Origin of the sequence: Mycolicibacterium novocastrense, assembly GCF_001499835.1 — a bacterium.
Classification (GTDB): domain Bacteria; phylum Actinomycetota; class Actinomycetes; order Mycobacteriales; family Mycobacteriaceae; genus Mycobacterium; species Mycobacterium novocastrense.
The window spans coordinates 566,601-582,102 of the sequence record NZ_LQIH01000001.1 but is presented as its reverse complement, the minus strand read 5'-3'; the positions used below and the strand labels follow the sequence as shown (position 1 = coordinate 582,102).

General features: G+C 67.8%; 18 protein-coding genes, 2 pseudogenes and 1 riboswitch. Of the genes and pseudogenes, 8 read left to right on the top strand and 12 right to left on the bottom strand.

The window, feature by feature from the left end; genetic code table 11:
- The 5 genes and pseudogenes from AU072_RS28495 to AU072_RS02690 all read right to left on the bottom strand — a co-directional run.
- Window positions 1-115, bottom strand: a pseudogene (locus AU072_RS28495) (GTP 3',8-cyclase MoaA); the annotation flags it as partial.
- A pseudogene (locus tag AU072_RS02705) lies at window positions 106-615 on the bottom strand (transglycosylase family protein); the annotation flags it as partial. The pseudogenes AU072_RS02705 and AU072_RS28495, both read right to left, overlap by 10 nt.
- A 9-nt stretch (window positions 616-624) precedes the next feature.
- Window positions 625-805, bottom strand: a riboswitch (cyclic di-AMP (ydaO/yuaA leader).
- A gap of 253 nt (window positions 806-1,058) precedes the next feature.
- Window positions 1,059-1,328, bottom strand: coding sequence for a MoaD/ThiS family protein (locus tag AU072_RS02700; RefSeq protein ID WP_064412273.1), 270 nt, complete (start codon window positions 1,326-1,328; stop codon window positions 1,059-1,061).
- 13 nt (window positions 1,329-1,341) lie between these two features.
- Window positions 1,342-2,394, bottom strand: coding sequence for a GTP 3',8-cyclase MoaA (moaA, locus tag AU072_RS02695; protein WP_064412272.1), 1,053 nt, complete (start codon window positions 2,392-2,394; stop codon window positions 1,342-1,344).
- Complete coding sequence (locus tag AU072_RS02690) at window positions 2,391-2,795, bottom strand: YccF domain-containing protein (protein ID WP_064412271.1); 405 nt, start codon at window positions 2,793-2,795, stop codon at window positions 2,391-2,393. The genes moaA and AU072_RS02690 overlap by 4 nt, the downstream gene beginning before the upstream one ends.
- Window positions 2,796-2,946: 151 nt before the next feature.
- Between AU072_RS02690 and AU072_RS02685 the strand changes: the two genes are divergently transcribed.
- Both AU072_RS02685 and AU072_RS02680 read left to right on the top strand, forming a co-directional pair.
- Window positions 2,947-3,357, top strand: coding sequence for a cold-shock protein (locus AU072_RS02685; protein WP_064348123.1), 411 nt, complete (start codon window positions 2,947-2,949; stop codon window positions 3,355-3,357).
- An 87-nt stretch (window positions 3,358-3,444) separates the two neighbouring features.
- Entirely contained in the window at window positions 3,445-4,461 is a 1,017-nt protein-coding gene (locus tag AU072_RS02680) for a glutathione S-transferase family protein (protein ID WP_064412270.1), read from the top strand.
- Between the two features lie 28 nt (window positions 4,462-4,489).
- On the opposite strand, the gene AU072_RS02675 is transcribed toward AU072_RS02680, so the two are convergent.
- Both AU072_RS02675 and AU072_RS02670 read right to left on the bottom strand, forming a co-directional pair.
- Complete coding sequence (locus AU072_RS02675; RefSeq protein WP_064412269.1) at window positions 4,490-4,972, bottom strand: DUF2771 domain-containing protein; 483 nt, start codon at window positions 4,970-4,972, stop codon at window positions 4,490-4,492.
- Window positions 4,969-6,675: an MFS transporter gene (locus AU072_RS02670; RefSeq protein ID WP_064412268.1), complete on the bottom strand. Its 1,707-nt coding sequence runs from the start codon at window positions 6,673-6,675 to the stop codon at window positions 4,969-4,971. The genes AU072_RS02675 and AU072_RS02670 overlap by 4 nt, the downstream gene beginning before the upstream one ends.
- 88 nt (window positions 6,676-6,763) lie before the next feature.
- Between AU072_RS02670 and AU072_RS02665 the strand changes: the two genes are divergently transcribed.
- A complete protein-coding gene (locus AU072_RS02665; protein WP_064412267.1) occupies window positions 6,764-7,525 on the top strand; it encodes a DUF3027 domain-containing protein in 762 nt (253 codons plus the stop codon).
- Here the strand turns inward: AU072_RS02665 and AU072_RS02660 are convergent.
- Together AU072_RS02660 and AU072_RS02655 are read right to left on the bottom strand one after the other, a co-directional pair.
- A complete protein-coding gene (locus tag AU072_RS02660) occupies window positions 7,522-7,974 on the bottom strand; it encodes an SRPBCC family protein (protein ID WP_064412266.1) in 453 nt (150 codons plus the stop codon). The two genes, AU072_RS02665 and AU072_RS02660, sit on opposite strands and share 4 nt — an antisense overlap.
- Before the next feature lie 24 nt (window positions 7,975-7,998).
- The gene (locus AU072_RS02655) at window positions 7,999-8,238 is read right to left on the bottom strand and encodes a DUF2530 domain-containing protein (protein WP_064412265.1); all 240 of its coding nucleotides are present in this window, start codon (window positions 8,236-8,238) and stop codon (window positions 7,999-8,001) included.
- Window positions 8,239-8,286: 48 nt separating this feature from the next.
- Here AU072_RS02655 and AU072_RS02650 point away from each other — a divergent pair, with 48 nt between their 5' ends.
- A complete protein-coding gene (locus AU072_RS02650; RefSeq protein WP_064412357.1) occupies window positions 8,287-9,162 on the top strand; it encodes a TrmH family RNA methyltransferase in 876 nt (291 codons plus the stop codon).
- 5 nt (window positions 9,163-9,167) lie between these two features.
- Window positions 9,168-9,440, top strand: a complete 273-nt coding sequence (locus AU072_RS02645) for a DUF2537 domain-containing protein (protein ID WP_064412356.1) — start codon at window positions 9,168-9,170, stop codon at window positions 9,438-9,440.
- 16 nt (window positions 9,441-9,456) lie between these two features.
- Here AU072_RS02645 and sepH read toward each other — a convergent pair whose 3' ends face one another.
- Together sepH and serC are read right to left on the bottom strand one after the other, a co-directional pair.
- Window positions 9,457-10,272: a septation protein SepH gene (gene sepH / locus AU072_RS02640; protein ID WP_064412264.1), complete on the bottom strand. Its 816-nt coding sequence runs from the start codon at window positions 10,270-10,272 to the stop codon at window positions 9,457-9,459.
- Between the two features lie 143 nt (window positions 10,273-10,415).
- Complete coding sequence (gene serC / locus AU072_RS02635) at window positions 10,416-11,528, bottom strand: phosphoserine transaminase (protein WP_064412263.1); 1,113 nt, start codon at window positions 11,526-11,528, stop codon at window positions 10,416-10,418.
- Between the two features lie 149 nt (window positions 11,529-11,677).
- Here serC and AU072_RS02630 point away from each other — a divergent pair, with 149 nt between their 5' ends.
- The 3 genes from AU072_RS02630 (at window position 11,678) to AU072_RS02620 (ending at window position 15,024) form a co-directional block, all read left to right on the top strand.
- Complete coding sequence (locus AU072_RS02630; RefSeq protein WP_082680722.1) at window positions 11,678-12,160, top strand: CAP domain-containing protein; 483 nt, start codon at window positions 11,678-11,680, stop codon at window positions 12,158-12,160.
- Window positions 12,161-12,321: 161 nt separating this feature from the next.
- Window positions 12,322-13,338, top strand: coding sequence for an AurF N-oxygenase family protein (locus tag AU072_RS02625; RefSeq protein ID WP_064412262.1), 1,017 nt, complete (start codon window positions 12,322-12,324; stop codon window positions 13,336-13,338).
- A 9-nt stretch (window positions 13,339-13,347) separates the two neighbouring features.
- Window positions 13,348-15,024, top strand: coding sequence for an FAD-dependent oxidoreductase (locus AU072_RS02620; protein WP_064412261.1), 1,677 nt, complete (start codon window positions 13,348-13,350; stop codon window positions 15,022-15,024).
- Between the two features lie 5 nt (window positions 15,025-15,029).
- On the opposite strand, the gene AU072_RS02615 is transcribed toward AU072_RS02620, so the two are convergent.
- Complete coding sequence (locus tag AU072_RS02615; protein WP_064412260.1) at window positions 15,030-15,485, bottom strand: VOC family protein; 456 nt, start codon at window positions 15,483-15,485, stop codon at window positions 15,030-15,032.
- Window positions 15,486-15,502 lie beyond the last annotated feature (17 nt).

Here is a 15,502-nt window from a genome sequence, read left to right as displayed (position 1 = left end):
GAGCCCGCAGACCGGCCAGCACTTCGGGGAGCCGGTCGCGACGGGTGATGGCGGCGAACCGCGCGGAGTCGACGGTGTCCAGTGACACGTTGATGCGGTTCAGCCCGGCGGCGGTGGCGGTGGCGCGGGTGCGGCCAACGCGTCGACCGGCGCGGGGGGCGGCGGCGGGGCGAACGGGTTGAACGGCGGCGGCGGAGGAGGAAGCACGTCGTTCACGGCGTCGATGGCGTCGTCGACGACGGTGCGCGGCGTCGCACCCGACAACCCCTTACCGCATGTCGGCCACGCACCCTTGCCCTGGCTGGCGAGGACGCGTTCGGCGACGGCGATCTGCTCTTCCTTGGAGGCCAGGTGTGCGGCGGGGGCGTACTCACCGCCGCCGTGGCCGGTCCACGTGCTCGGCGCGAACTGGAGTCCGCCCTGGTAGCCGTTGCCGGTGTTGATGGCCCAGTTGCCGCCGGACTCACAGCTGGCCACTCGATCCCATTCGCCGTCGGTGGCCGCGTGGGCCTGGCTGGCGAGAGCAAGGCTTCCGGTTCCGAGCACAGCGCCCGTGAAGGCGACTTTCGCGACGCTTACAGCCGATGAAGCCGGCTTGCGGTGCCGTCCACTCATAGGTGCGTTCGGTCCTCTCTTCGGCGCCCACGAGGTCAGCTGTCGGGTTCGGGCTGGAGAGGTATTGCCCGGCCGTGTCGCACAACGCGATTCGGCTTCACCCCAAGGAACCAATCGGCTCCAGGTCCGTCTTTGACTCGGCGGACCGGTTGGGTCCCCCGCCTCCATCCAAGTTGTTCGTTGGTATCCCGTGCGCCAACGGATGGAGCTCGGCGCGGTTGGCCACGGCGGGCCAGTCGGTTTGAGGTCGACCGGCTTGGGACTGAACCGTAACGGCTCGTTTTGACCGCGTCATCTTTTGCCGATTACGGCGTTTTCGCTTCCGGCAAATCTTAAAAATCCTCTAAATGCCCAGCAGCTTTCGGCGTTCCCGCAGGACTAGCGGTCGCTCAATCGCGCCGTAGCCAGGTTGTGATCATTCCGTGATGTGACGGAAATCACCGTTATCCGCCGGCGAATGGGGGAAGAACATCGACGGTTTGAGCGTCGCGAAGCGCGACGGCGTCATCGCGCACGGCGATGCCGTCGCTCAGAAAAGAGCAGCGTTTCAACACTTTCGCGAGATTCTCGTCGCGCTCACTCAGTTGCCCGACGAGTTCGGCGAGCGTCGTTCCGGGCCGAAGCCGAATCGTCTCCTCATCGTTACCGGCGGCGGCCCGTGCGGCCGCGAAATAGCGGACGTTCACCGCCACCGTTGTTGTTGTCGCCGTCATTGCTTCCTTTGACTCATCCGCCGATCGCGCTCATCGGCCGATCGGGCTGTACGAAGTTCGGATCGTTGATGCCGTGGCCCGCCGCTTTGGCCCACATCGCCGCGCGCCACGCGGCCTCGACTTCGGCGTCGTCGGCGCCCGCGCGCATCAGCCGTCGCAGGTCGGTCTCCTGCTGCGCGAACAGGCAGTTGCGGACCTGGCCGTCGGCGGTCAGCCGGGTGCGGTCGCATGCTGAGCAGAACGCATGTGAGACCGAGGCGATGATGCCGACCTTGCCCACGCCGCCGTCCACGCGCCACAGCTCAGCCGGCGCCGAGCCGCGCGGGGCGGTGTCCGGGGTGAGGTCGAAATGCTGTCGCAGGGCGGCCAGCACATCGTCGGCGCCGATCGCCTTGCCGCGCTGCCACTCGTGGCCGGCGTCCAGCGGCATCTGCTCGATGATGCGCAACTGATAGCCATGGTCGAGACAGAACCGCAGCAGCCCGACCGCGTCGTCAAGGCCGGTGACCGGGTCGAGGACCGCGTTGACCTTCACCGGGTCCAGGCCCGCGGCCTTCGCGGCCCGCAGACCGGCCAGCACATCGGGGAGCCGGTCTCGACGGGTGATGGCGGCGAACCGCGCGGAGTCGACGGTGTCCAGTGACACGTTGATGCGGTTCAGCCCGGCCCGCTTGAGCCGTTCAGCCCGCTTGTCGAGGCCGATGCCGTTGGTGGTCAGCGTGATCTCGGGCCGGGGCTGCAGCGCAGCCGTCGCGGCGACGACGTCCTCGAGGTGGCGGGCGACCAGCGGTTCGCCGCCGGTGAAGCGCACGCTTCTGACGCCGAGCCGCGTCACCGCGATGCGCAGCAGGCGGGTCAGCTCCTCGGGCCGCAGCAGCCGCTCCGAGGGCAACCAGTCCAGGCCTTCGGCGGGCATGCAATAGGTGCACCGCAGGTTGCAGCGGTCGGTCAACGACACCCGCAGGTCGGTGGCGACCCGGCCGAAGGTGTCGATCAGCGGTCCGTCGGCGGGTGCGGGGGAGGACTGTGCGGCGGCAGAGGGCACACCGAGGTCGACGACGGTCACGCGAACGCCCGCTCCGGATTGGCCACTGAATCCACGGGCACGATGTCCTTGCCCAGCGGCATCAACGAGATCGGGATCAGCTTGAGGTTGGCCAGCGCCAGCGGGATCCCGACGATCGTGATCGCCATCGCCACCGCCGTAATGATGTGTTCGAGCGCCAACCAGACGCCGAACAGGATGACCCAGATGACGTTGCCGACCAGTGCGCCCGGACGTGGCCCCGGTTTGTCGACGACGGTGCGACCGAACGGCCATAGCGTGAACGCCGCGATGCGCAGGGCGGCGAAGCCGAACGGGATCGTGATGATCAGCACGAAGCAGATCAGCGCCGCCAGCAGGTAGCCCAGCGCCAGCCACAGGCCGCCGAACACCAACCAGATGATGTTGAGTATCAATCGCATATGCGCGCTTCTTCTCCTCCAGCGGTGGTCTTCAGCCTACCGATAAGGGGGTGCTGGCGAGGTAGAGGTCAGAGTAGGATCGAGCAGCACGCGTCCCGGCGCATTCGGGGCGCTTTCCTTTTGTAGGTACAACGACGAGCGGGTGAGACCAGTGCCGACCGGCAGGGTTAAGTGGTACGACGCCGAAAAGGGCTTCGGGTTTTTGTCCCAGGAGGACGGCGAGGACGTCTACGTCCGATCGTCGGCGCTGCCCTCCGGTGTTGAGACCCTCAAGGCCGGGCAGCGCGTGGAGTTCGGCATCGCCGCGGGCAGACGCGGGCCGCAGGCGTTGACGGTGACGCTCATCGACCCGCCGCCGAGCCTGTCGCGCACGCGCCGGGAGGCCGCCGCCGCCGAGCGCAAGCACTCACCCGACGAGTTGCACGGCATGATCGAGGACATGATCACGCTGCTCGAGAGCGCTGTGCAGCCCGAACTGCGCAAGGGTCGCTATCCGGACCGCAAGGCCGCCCGCCGGGTGTCCGAGGTGGTACGGGCGGTCGCCCGCGAACTCGAGAATTAACTCTCTTAAGCGCCGAGTGTCGGGTTGATCGACACCTGAGCCGCGACTGCGTGCATCAACCCCACTGTCGGCGGGCATGCTGGTGCCATGGCATATGTCGCCGACAAATCCGACTCGGGTGGCGAGTTCAACCGCGACACCAAATACATCGGCACTCGTATCACGGCCGATGGCCGCGACGGGTATCCCGTGGAACCCGGCCGCTATCGGCTCATCGTCGCGAGGGCCTGCCCGTGGGCCAACCGCACGATCATCGTCCGACGGCTGCTCGGACTCGAAGACGCCCTGTCCATCGGCTTCTGCGGGCCCACCCACGACCAGGACAGCTGGACGTTCGACCTCGATCCGGGCGGCGTCGACCCGGTTCTCAAAATCCCCCGGCTCAAAGACGCCTACCTGAAACGCTTCCCCGAATACGACAAGGGCATCACGGTCCCCGCGATCGTCGACGTGCCGACCGGTGAGGTCGTCACCAACGACTTCCCGCAGATCACGCTCGACTTCTCCACCGAGTGGACGCAGTACCACCGCGACGGCGCGCCCGACCTGTACCCCGAGAAGCACCGCGACGAGATCGACGAGGTGGCCCAACGCATCTACACCGAGATCAACAACGGCGTGTACCGGTGCGGGTTCGCGGGCTCTCAAGAGGCTTACGACAAGGCCTACGACCGCCTGTTCACAGCGCTCGATTGGCTCGAAGACCGGCTGGCCGACCAGCGATACCTGGTGGGCGACACCATCACCGAGGCCGACGTGCGGCTGTTCACCACGCTCGCGCGCTTCGACCCCGTCTATCACGGGCACTTCAAGTGCAACCGCCAGAAGCTCTCCGAGCTATCCGCACTGTGGGCCTACGCCCGCGACCTGTTCCAGACGCCGGGTTTCGGCGACACCATCGACTTCGTCCAGATCAAGCAGCACTACTACATCGTGCACACCGACATCAACCCGACGCAGGTCGTGCCGAAAGGACCCGACCTGTCCAACTGGCTGACACTGCACGGTCGAGAAGCTTTGGGCGGCAGGCCGTTCGGAGACGGGACACCGCCCGGCCCGACGCGCGAGGGCGAACGGGTGGAGCAGGGTCACGGCGCCGAGTGACGCCGGCTCAAAGCCACCACGGGAAGGCTCAGGACCAGACCGTGCGCACCGACCATTCGGCGTGCGGAGCCGGCACCTCTTCGTCGTCGATGCGGACCAGCGTGGGCAGCAGCACGGCGAACCCGGTGAGCTTGCCGCGCCGCGGGTCGACGGTCGGGATGGTCACCGCCAGTCGCGTTCCCGGGCGGAACTCCTCGACGACGTCGCCACCCTCGTACTGACGCAGCAGTACCCACGGCGCCCGCGCGATCGCCGGCGGCACCGACAGCTGCACCGCGTCGCTCTCGATGACCGGCAGTTCGCCCTGGTCCTCGAAGACCTCACACTTGGTGGGGTTGAGCACCTCGCAATAGCGGTACGGGCCCACCCGCACGAGAGTCCCATGCGAATACGCGCTGATCTCAGGGTATTTCGGCGCATCGTCGTTACTGCTGAGCCACCAGACGAGCACACCGGTACCCACCGACGCGAGGATCACCACCGCGACGAGCGCGGCGATCATGCGTTTCACTCGTGCGCCACCGCCGCGGTGTCGGTGCGTCCGCCCTCCTGCTCGGCCAGCACGGGTCGGTTACCGCCAAACCCCGGAATGAGCGAATCACCGCGGTAGCTCACCACGGTCTGCGCCAGGCCGAGAATCAGCACCGAGGTGATCGCCGTGAAGCCCACCCACAATTCGGTGTAGACCAGCACACCGACCGCGCCGCCGGCGACCCAGGCCAACTGCAGCACCGACTCCGAGCGGCCGAACGCCGAGGCACGCGACTCCTCGGGCAGGTCGTCCTGCAACGACGCGTCCAGCGAGGCCTTGCCGATCGCGCTCGCCCCCGACGTGAGCAGCGTGGCAATCGCGGCCACCAGCAGATTGCCGGTCAGCGCGGCGGCCAGCGCCGCGAGGGTGACGACGATCGTGCAGCGCACCACCACCTGCGCCGGGCGGCCCAATTTGAGGCGCGCGCTGGTGAAGTTGCCCGCGAAGTTACCGACGGCCGCGGCCGCGCCGATCAGTCCGAGTATGCGCAGCTGCTCCCACCCGCTGGCGTCGTGAGACTTCGCGACGAACGCCGGGTACAGGAACAGGAAGCCCACCATGACCTTGATGGTGCAGTTACCCCAGAGTGCGGCGATGGTGTTGCGGCCCAAGGGTTGGCGCGCCGCTTTTGCCGGTGGCACGTGATCCCCGCGCCGCAGTTCACCCGTGCGACCGTGGTAGCTCAGCGTCGCGGGCACCTCGCCCTCGGTGACCTCGACCCATTTCGGGATGCGCATCGACAGGGCCACGCCTGCCACCGACACCGCGACGATCACGTACAGCGCACCCGGCATCTCGAACAGCTTGAACAGGTACTCCGCACCGGCGGCCACCGCGCCGCCGACCATTGTGCCGCCGAGTAGGCCGAAGGTGGTCAGCCGCGAGTTCACCCGCACCAGGTCGATGGTCGGCGGTAATACCCGCGGGGTCACCGCGCTGCGTAAAACGCTGAAAGACTTGGACAGCACCATCATTCCGAGCGCGCACGGGTACAGCACCCACGAGGGGAAGCTTCCGGTGACACCGTCGTAGTTGGCGATCAGCACCACCGCGAGCGCCGTGCGCAACCCGAACGACGTGGCCAGCGCGACGCGGCGGCCGTGCTGCAGCCGGTCCAGCGCGGGCCCGATGAGCGGGGCGATCACGGCGAACGGCGCGATGGTGATCAACAGATACAGCGCGACCTTGCCCTTGCTCTCCCCGGAGGCCGCCGCGAAGAACAACGTGTTGGCCAGAGCGACCGCCATCGCCGCGTCGACGGCGAAGTTCGCGACCACCGGCCACGTCAGCGCGGTCAGCCCGGACTTGTCGGCGCCGTCCGCGGTCGCGGCCCGGTGCACCAGGCCGTACATCCTGGAGCCCATCTCGCGGCTGCGCTGGGCGGCTACCCGGGTGACGGTGACCTTTTCGCCTGCGGCACCGCCCATCCGGTGCGGCGGTGGCGTGGCACCGAATTCGCGGGTGGGCTCATCGAGCGGAGGCAGCCAGCGGTTGGCGCTCGGCGTCGGTCCGCTGCGCCGGGGTCGACGGTAGCTCGGATCGCTCGGGTAGTTCGCCATCCCCGGATGTTCATCGCTCCACCGGTCGTCACTCCAGCGGTCGTCGGCGGGCGGTCGTGGCGGGTGGTACCGGGGGTCGCGCCGACCCGCAGAGTCTCGGGGGTCACGACGCGGTCCGGTCACGATGTCGATTCTCCACCATCGAAGCGGTAGCGGGCGTGCAGCCAACCGGTGTGGCTGACGGTTAGCCGGTCAGGCAGTATTGGGGGCGATGGAAAGCGTGACCGAATCCGCCGAGCGGCCGGATCTGGAGGCGGTACTCCTGGGCGCCGTCGACGACGCACGTGCGGCGATCGTCGAATTCAGCGGCGAAGACACCGTCGGTGACTACCTGGGTGCCAGCTTCGAGGACCCGACCGCGGCCATGCACCGCTTCCTCGCGGACATGCCCGGTTACCGCGGCTGGCAGTGGGCGGTCGTCGTCGCGGCGTGGCCCGGCGCCGACCACGCCACCATCAGCGAGGTGGTGCTGGTTCCAGGGCCGACGGCGTTGCTGGCGCCGAAGTGGGTGCCGTGGCAGGACCGTGTCCAGCCCGGCGATCTGGGCCCCGGCGATCTTCTCGCCCCGCCCCCGGACGACCCCCGTCTGGTGCCCGGCTACATGGCGACCGGCGACCCGCAGATCGACGCCGTCGCACTCGAGGTGGGTCTGGGCCGTCGCCAGGTGCTCAGCCAGTGGGGCCGCATCGATGCCGCCCAACGCTGGCACGACGGCGACTACGGTCCCGGTTCGGCGATGGCGCGCTCGACGCGGCGCGTCTGCCGCGACTGCGGGTTCTATCTTCCGCTGGCCGGTTCACTGGGCACGATGTTCGGCGTCTGCGCGAATGAGTTCTCCGCCGACGGCCACGTCGTGGACTCCGAATACGGTTGCGGCGCACACTCCGACACGCCGCAACCCGCGGGCGGTGGATCCCCGCTCTACGACCCGTACGACGACGGTGTGCTGGACCTGACCGAGCCGTCCGACTAGCTCTCGGCGGCGGCCTTGATCCGCGCGAGCGACTCGTTCATGCCCTCGACGAGTTCACGTTCAAAACTGGGCACGCCGCCCATCACCGCGTTGACCAGCATCGTGGACACCGGCTTGACCCCGTTCTCCGCATGGCGCGTCTCCACCAGCCGGGTGCCGGACTCGGTGGGTTCGAGTTCGTAGCTCCACACCGTGTTGTTCTCGTTGACCCGGAACGCCAGCTTCTTCTCCGGGATCACTTCGATGATCCGGCTGGTGGTGGGCCAGAACATGAACTTGCGGCGATTGAGATTGATGGTCCGAGCGCCCGGCTGCAGCGGACCGAACGTCTTCATGAGCCGGCACTGCGGGCTCCATCGCGGCATGTTCTTGAGGTCCGAGACCAGTTCCCACACCTTCGCCACCGGGGCGTTGATCGTCGTCTCGGCTTGCAACAGCGGCGCTGCCATTGCGCCCTCCCGTCTCATCCTGTTTTACGTGAGTCCGCTCTGCGCCCCGCGCGATCCGCGACGCACGGCGTGACGTTGCCACAACCAGATCCCCGTGCCAAGGGCGCCGACGCCCAGCCCGGCCACCGTGTACGGCCGCCACTCGTGTAAACCGGTCACCGTGAACGCGAGGATCGCAGCGACGACCCAACCGGCCGCGATCACGACGATGACCGGTGCCGGCTTGAGCAGGACGTCGGGCAGCGGGGGCGGTTGCGGGGTCATCGCTATGAAAAATAGCCCACCGCGCGGTGGTGCCGGTCGGGCGTGACCATGACCCACACCGTGATCGACGTCGCCGATCCGTCCGATCCGCGACTCGACGACTTCCGCGATCTCAACAGCGTCGACCGCCGACCCGACCTGCCCACCGGCAAGGGGCTGGTGATCGCCGAGGGCGTGTTGGTGGTGCAACGCATGTTGGCCTCGCGGTTCGTCCCGCGCGCGATGATGGGCACCGACCGCCGGCTGCAGGAACTCGGGGCCGATCTGGCCGGTGTCTCCGCCCCGTACTACCGCGTGCCCGTCGACGTGATGGCCGAAGTGGTGGGCTTTCACCTCAACCGCGGCGTACTGGCGTCGGCCTCGCGGCCGCGGGAGTTGACGGTCGCCGAGGTGCTCGACGGAGCCGGCGCGCCGGCGACATCGGGCAGGGGCGCGCGTACCGTCGCCGTCCTCGAAGGTGTCAACGACCACGAAAATCTCGGCTCGATCTTTCGTAACGCGGCCGGCCTCGGTGTGGACGCGGTGGTGTTCGGCACCGGCTGCGCCGATCCGCTGTATCGTCGCGCCGTCCGGGTGTCGATGGGCCATGCACTGCTCGTACCCTACGCCTGGGCGCGGTCGTGGCCGACGGATCTGGAGTTATTGCGCGACAACGGGTTTCGACTACTGGCGATGACGCCCACCGCTACCGCACGCACTCTTGCCGAGGCGATGTCGGACGTAGTCGACGACAAGGTGGCGATCCTCGTCGGCGCGGAGGGGCCGGGGCTCACGGAGCGGACGATGCGCGCCGCGGATCTTCGGGTACGGATCCCGATGTCGCGGGGAACCGACTCGCTCAACGTCGCGACCGCTGCGGCCCTGGCGTTCTATGAGCGGGTTAGATTGGGCACCGGCGAGATTGAGCGGAGCGACGCGGAGTGAACGAGATGGCCGACGACTCGACGCCGTGGGCGATGGGGTTGACGGTGGCGGGTTTCGTCGCGGCGGTCATCGCGGCCGCGATCGTCGTGCTGAGCCTCGGATTGCTGCGATTGCACCCGCTGCTGGCGATCGGACTCAACCTGGTGGCGGTCGGCGGCCTGGCCCCGACGGTGTGGGGGTGGCGTAACCGGCCGGTGTGGCGATGGTTCGTGTTGGGCTCCGGCGTCGGAGTGCTCGCCGCGTGGCTGGTGGTGCTCGCCGTCGCCTTGAGCGGCTGATCTGGGCGCGAAAAACTCAGCGCTGACCGCTGGACCGCACGCCCAGCAGAACGTCCTCCCACGCCGGGACCGCCGGCTTGGCCTTACCTCTGCGAGCCTTGGCCGGCTTCGGTGCGACGGGCTCCGCCTCCGCTTCGGGCTGCGGATCCGGGGCGGTGACCTGCACCGGCGGCTCGATCGGAAGCGTCGGTTCCTCGACCTCGACCGCAGGCTGAGGCAGCGCGGCGACCGGACGCAGCGGTCGCGAAAAGTTCGGATCGATCAGCTCGGACGCCGCGTCGTCGAACGCCGTCACCGTCCCGCCATGGGCGCCAGGGGTGAACCGGAAATGCGCGACGTTGTCGGACATCCCCGCCTTCCACGCCAGCTGCACGGTCCAGCGGCCGTCCTCGTTGCGCCACGCATCCCACGCGGGGGCGTCGGGGTCGAGCCCGCGCGCGATCAACGCCGTCGTGACCGTCTCCAGCAGGGTCAGCACCGACGGACCGTCGGGGAGCACCGGGTGCGCGGCCGTTGCCAGTTCAGCGGCGCGGGAACGCTCGAGCAACACCGGGTGTGCGAACCGCTCGACCCGGGCCACGTCGACGCCCGACGCCTGGGCGACCTGCTCCACGGACGCGCCCGCCCTGATCCGGGACTGAATCTCTCTGGGGCGCAGCACGTTGTGAACCTCGGCCTCGTCTCGTGTCTGGCTCGAACCCATCTGGTCACCTCGAACGGCGGCCCGCAACCGATCGTCGCGCCGCAGCGTGAATTTCTCGCCGGAGCCGTCGGCCTCGCAGATGATTCGTTTGCCGTCCACATCGAGTCCGACGACTTTGAGTTCCCGCATGGCGACCTCCTCCGGGCTAGCGCAAAGCCCGATCAACCGGACACTACTGCGTTATCCGCTCGTTACCTGGTAGGACACGCCAGCTAAAGCCGCGCCCCTGCTGTCGGTCGCGGCTAAAGCCGCTCCCCGCTTGTCGGTCGCGGCTAAAGCCGCTCCACCACCCAGTCGATGCACGCGGTGAGCGCGCTGACGTCCTCGGGGTCGACGGCCGGGAACATCCCCACCCGCAGCTGGTTGCGGCCGAGCTTGCGATAGGGCTCGGTGTCGACGATGCCGTTGGCTCGCAGCGTCTTGGCCACGGCGCTGGCATCGATGTCGTCGTTGAAGTCCACGGTGCCGACCACCTGCGACCGCAACGCCGGATCCGCGACGAACGGCGTCGCGAACGCCGCGGCCTCGGCCCATGAGTAGAGCCGCTGCGACGAGTCCGCCGTGCGCTTGACCGCCCAGTCCAAGCCGCCGTTGCCCAGCAACCAGTCCAGCTGCTCGGCCAGCAGGATCAGCGTGCCGATCGCCGGGGTGTTGTACGTCTGGTTCTTGAGGCTGTTCTCGATCGCGATCGGCAGCGACAGGAACTCCGGAACCCAGCGCCCCGCATCCGCGATGGCCTCGACGCGGGCCAGCGCGGCCGGCGACATGACGGCGATCCACAGGCCGCCGTCGCCCGCGAAGCTCTTCTGCGGAGCGAAGTAATAGACGTCGGATTCGGCGATGTCGACCGGCAGCCCACCCGCCGCCGACGTCGCGTCGATCGCGATCAACGCATCACCCGACCCGTCGGGGCGCTGCACCGGGACCGCGACACCCGTCGAGGTCTCGTTGTGCGCCCAGCCGATCAGGTCCACCGACGGGTCCGACGTCGGCTCCGGTGCGCTGCCCGGGTCCGCCTTGACGACGACGGGATCGCCGACGAACGGGTTCTTGGCGACGGCCGAGGCGAATTTCGCGCTGAACTCCCCGTAGGTCAGGTGCAGCGAACGCTTGTCGATCAGGCCGAACGCCGCCGCATCCCAGAACGCGGTGGTGCCGCCGTTGCCGAGGACCACCTCGTAGCCGTCGGGCACCGAGAAGAGCTCGCGCAGCCCGTCGCGCACCCGGCCGACCAGGTTCTTCACCGGCGCCTGGCGATGCGACGTCCCGAACAGGTCGCCGGCGGCGGCCAGCGCCGCCAGCTGTTCGGGCCGAACCTTGGAGGGGCCGCAACCGAAGCGGCCGTCACGCGGTTTGAGGTCGGCGGGGATCGTCAGCTGGCCCATGCGGTCAACACTAATGACCGCGCCGGTGCTCCTGCCGCGGGGATGGAAGGCAAGAGAACTCTAAAAAGTGGGTAAAGAGCCGATATAGAGACCTCGCCGTGTCCATACTGTGACCTGTCGGGGACTGCAGATCGAGCCCAGGGGGGCACGTGGACAGTCGTAGCAGAAGCATCAAGGTGATACCCGCCTGCGCAGCGGCGTTGGCACTGTTCAGCCCGGCACTCGCCGTTCCGGCCCACGCCGACGAAGGCGGCGCGCTGCTGGGTGAGGTCAATGCTGCCCGCGCGGCCAACGGCTGCGGCCCCGTCGCCGCCAACCCGCAGCTGACCGCGGCCGCCGCGCGTCAGGCCAACGACATGCTGGCCAACAACGTGCGCAGCCACACCGGCTCGGACGGGTCGTCCGTCGGTCAACGCATCACCGCCGCCGGCTACACGCAGTACGCGAACGTCGGCGAGATCATCTTCTGGAGCACCGGTGTCAACGGTGTCCCCGCCGCGGCGGTCAACTGGTGGATGAACAGCCCGGGACACCGCGCGATCATCACCGACTGCGGCATGACCGAAGCCGGGTTCTCGGTGGCGCGCGCCGGTAATCGGGCCACCGCAGTGGGCGAGTTCGGCACCAAATAAGCCACACCCTTCCCCTTCCGATGTGTGAGCGCGATCACACGTCGCGCCGCAACAGCCGGTGTGACACATCTCGCTTCGGGGTATGTTCAGTACGTAGTACCTGCGGTACCGTTGTTGGACATCAAAGGCGTGAATGTAAACCTCAAGGGGGAGGTCTGAAGATGGCCCGCACTCGTATGGTCAGGCGTTGGCGTCGCAACATGGAAGTCAGCGACGACGCCGAGTACGTCGACACGCTCATGACGCTGTCCGAGGGTTCGGTGCGGCGGAATTTCAACCCCTACACCGACATCGACTGGGACTCCCCGGAGTTCGCGGTCACCGAAAACGACCCGCGTTGGGTGTTGCCCGCCACTGACCCGCTCGGAGGGCATCCCTGGTATCAGGCCCAGCCGCTGGAGCGGCAGATCGAGATCGGGATGTGGCGGCAGGCCAACGTCGCGAAGGTCGGGCTGCAGTTCGAGATCATCCTCATTCGCGGCCTGACCAACTACGCGTTCTGGGTGCCCAACGGTTCCCCCGAATATCGGTACTGCCTGCACGAGTCGGTCGAAGAGTGCAACCACACGATGATGTTCCAGGAGATGGTCAACCGCATCGGCGCGGACGTGCCGGGCATGCCGCGGATGCTGCGCTGGCTGTCGCCGTTCATCCCGCTGATCGCCGGGCCGCTGCCGATTCCGTTCTTCTTCGGCGTGCTCGCCGGCGAGGAACCGATCGACCACACCCAGAAGAACGTGCTGCGCGAGGGTAAGGACCTGCACCCGATCATGGAGCGGGTGATGGCCATCCACGTCGCCGAGGAAGCCCGCCACATCTCATTCGCCCACGAGTACCTGCGCAAGCGCCTGCCGTATCTGAACCGCCGCCAGCGATTCTGGCTGTCGTGGAACGTGCCGATCATCATGCGGGTGCTGTGCCAGGCGATCATCGTGCCGCCGAGGTCCTTCTGGCGGGAGTTCGACATCCCGCGCTCGGTGCGCAAGGAACTGTTCTTCCGTGCGCCCAAGTCGCGGCAGTTCCTGCGCGACATGTTCGGCGATGTCCGGATGCTGTGTCACGACACCGGGCTGATGAACCCGTTCGCGAAACTCGTTTGGCGGCTCTGCAAGATCGACGGTCCGCCCAGCCGGTACCGCAGCGAACCGGCTCGCCAGCACGTGGTCGCTGCCGCGTAGGGAGCGCCTGTGCCGCATGTGATCACCCAGTCGTGTTGCAGCGACGGGTCCTGTGTCTACGCGTGCCCGGTGAACTGCATCCACCCGACGCCCGACGAACCCGGTTTCGCGACCGCCGAGATGCTCTACATCGATCCGGTGGCGTGTGTGGACTGCGGTGCGTGCGTGTCGGCATGCCCGGTCGGCGCGATATCGCACGATTCGAAGTTGACGCCCGCGCAGCTCCCGTTCGTCGAGTTGAACGCCGCGTTCTACCCCGAACCGGACGGAAAGCTGCCGCCGACGTCGAAGCTGGCACCGGTCATCGAGGCGCCGGTGGTCTATCCCCGCTCAGGCGGACCGCTCACCGTGGCCATCGTCGGATCGGGGCCGGCGGCGATGTACGCCGCCGACGAGCTACTCACCCAAAAAGGCGTGCGGGTCAACGTCTTCGAAAAGCTGCCCACGCCATACGGTTTGGTGCGCGCTGGCGTCGCACCCGACCACCAGAGCACCAAACGCGTGACCAAACTGTTCGACAGAATCGCGGCCCAACCGGGATTCACCTTCTACCTCAACGTCGAGGTGGGCACCGACGTCACCCACGACGAGCTGCTCGAGCACCACCACGCCGTGCTCTATGCGGTCGGGGCGCCCAACGACCGCCGGCTCGACATCGCGGGAATGGACCTGCAGGGCACAGCCACCGCCACCGAATTCGTGGCCTGGTACAACGGCCACCCCGACTTCGACTCGCTGCCAGTCGATTTGAGTCATGAGCGGGTCGTCATCGTCGGCAACGGCAACGTCGCCCTCGATGTCGCGCGAATACTGACCACGCCGCCGGATGTCCTTGCAGGCACCGATATCTCGGATCATGCGCTCGCCGTGCTCCGCGACTCGAAGGTGACCGAGGTGGTGGTCGCGGCGCGGCGCGGGCCGGCCGACTCGGCGTTCACATTGCCCGAGCTGATCGGACTGACCTCGACATGCGAGGTGGTGCTCTCGCCTGAGGACCACGAGTGGGTGGAGCGCGACCTGGCCACCACCGAGGATCGCCTGACCCGCAACAAGTTGGAGGTTTTGAGCAAGCTCGGCGACACGTCGGCACCGGTGAAGCATCCGCGTATCCGGCTGGCCTATCACCTGACGCCGCAGCGCGTCCTCGGCGAGGCCCGCGCCGAGGCGATGGAGTTCACCGTCACCGGAGCCGACGAGGTTCGGCGGTTCGACGCCGGGCTGGTGTTGACCTCGATCGGATACCGCGGCAAGCCGATTCGCGGACTCCCCTTCGACGAGTCGGCGGCCATGGTGCCGAACGACGGCGGCCGCGTCGTCGACCAGCGGTCAGGTGCTCCCGTGCCCGGCAGCTACGTCGCCGGATGGATCAAGCGCGGGCCGACAGGCTTCATCGGCACCAACAAGTCGTGCGCCGCGCAGACCGTTCACAACCTGGTCGCCGATTACAACGACGGCAGGTTGCGCGACCCCGCGCACAAGCCGGCCGCCCTCGACAAGCTGGTTCGCAGCAGGCGACCCGACGTGCTCGACGCCGCGGGGTGGAAGGCGATCGACGCCGCGGAGGTCGCCCGCGGCGGTGACGAACGGCCGCGCGTCAAGTTCACTGCGGTCGCCGACATGTTGACCGCCGCGGCCGACGCGCCGGTGCCGCTCGGCCGGCGCCTACTTGCCGGGCTGCGCCGCTAGCTCCGTCACTGGTGTTGCTTGATCGCCTCGTCGATCTCCTTCTGGCTGACCTCGCGCACCGGTTGGCCCATCGACCACAGGTGTCCGAAGGGGTCCCGGAGCTCGCCGTACCGGTCGCCCCAGAACATGTCGTCGAGCGGCATGACGACCGTCGCGCCGGCGTCGACGGCCTTCTGGAATTTGGTGTCGACATCGTCGACCGTCAAGTGGATGGTCACCGGTGAGCCGCCGAGCGCTTCCGGCGTCACCGACTTGCCGTCGTTCATCTCCGGGAAGTCATCGTTGAGCATCACCAAGGCCCCGTTGATGCGCAGCGCGGCGTGAAACAGTCGTTTGCCGTCGGGTCCGGGTACGCGGCCGAGTTCCTCGGCGTCGAACGCCTTGACGTAGAAGTCGATGGCCGCAGCGCCGTCGCTGACCGTGAGCATGGGCGACACCGCCGGCTGAAAATCGATAGCCATGTGAAAGCTCCTCTCGA

Bases quoted from the DNA above. Each gene is read 5' to 3' on its own strand.
- AU072_RS02700 (WP_064412273.1), bottom strand. From the start codon at position 1,328: ATGACGGCGACAACAACAACGGTGGCGGTGAACGTCCGCTATTTCGCG.
- AU072_RS02645 (WP_064412356.1), top strand. From the start codon at position 9,168: ATGGCCGACGACTCGACGCCGTGGGCGATGGGGTTGACGGTGGCGGGT.
- serC (WP_064412263.1), bottom strand. From the start codon at position 11,528: ATGGGCCAGCTGACGATCCCCGCCGACCTCAAACCGCGTGACGGCCGC.
- AU072_RS02660 (WP_064412266.1), bottom strand. From the start codon at position 7,974: ATGGCAGCGCCGCTGTTGCAAGCCGAGACGACGATCAACGCCCCGGTG.
- AU072_RS02690 (WP_064412271.1), bottom strand. From the start codon at position 2,795: ATGCGATTGATACTCAACATCATCTGGTTGGTGTTCGGCGGCCTGTGG.
- AU072_RS02615 (WP_064412260.1), bottom strand. From the start codon at position 15,485: ATGGCTATCGATTTTCAGCCGGCGGTGTCGCCCATGCTCACGGTCAGC.
- AU072_RS02650 (WP_064412357.1), top strand. From the start codon at position 8,287: ATGACCCACACCGTGATCGACGTCGCCGATCCGTCCGATCCGCGACTC.
- AU072_RS02625 (WP_064412262.1), top strand. From the start codon at position 12,322: ATGGCCCGCACTCGTATGGTCAGGCGTTGGCGTCGCAACATGGAAGTC.
- AU072_RS02665 (WP_064412267.1), top strand. From the start codon at position 6,764: ATGGAAAGCGTGACCGAATCCGCCGAGCGGCCGGATCTGGAGGCGGTA.
- AU072_RS02680 (WP_064412270.1), top strand. From the start codon at position 3,445: ATGGCATATGTCGCCGACAAATCCGACTCGGGTGGCGAGTTCAACCGC.
- AU072_RS02655 (WP_064412265.1), bottom strand. From the start codon at position 8,238: ATGACCCCGCAACCGCCCCCGCTGCCCGACGTCCTGCTCAAGCCGGCA.
- sepH (WP_064412264.1), bottom strand. From the start codon at position 10,272: ATGCGGGAACTCAAAGTCGTCGGACTCGATGTGGACGGCAAACGAATC.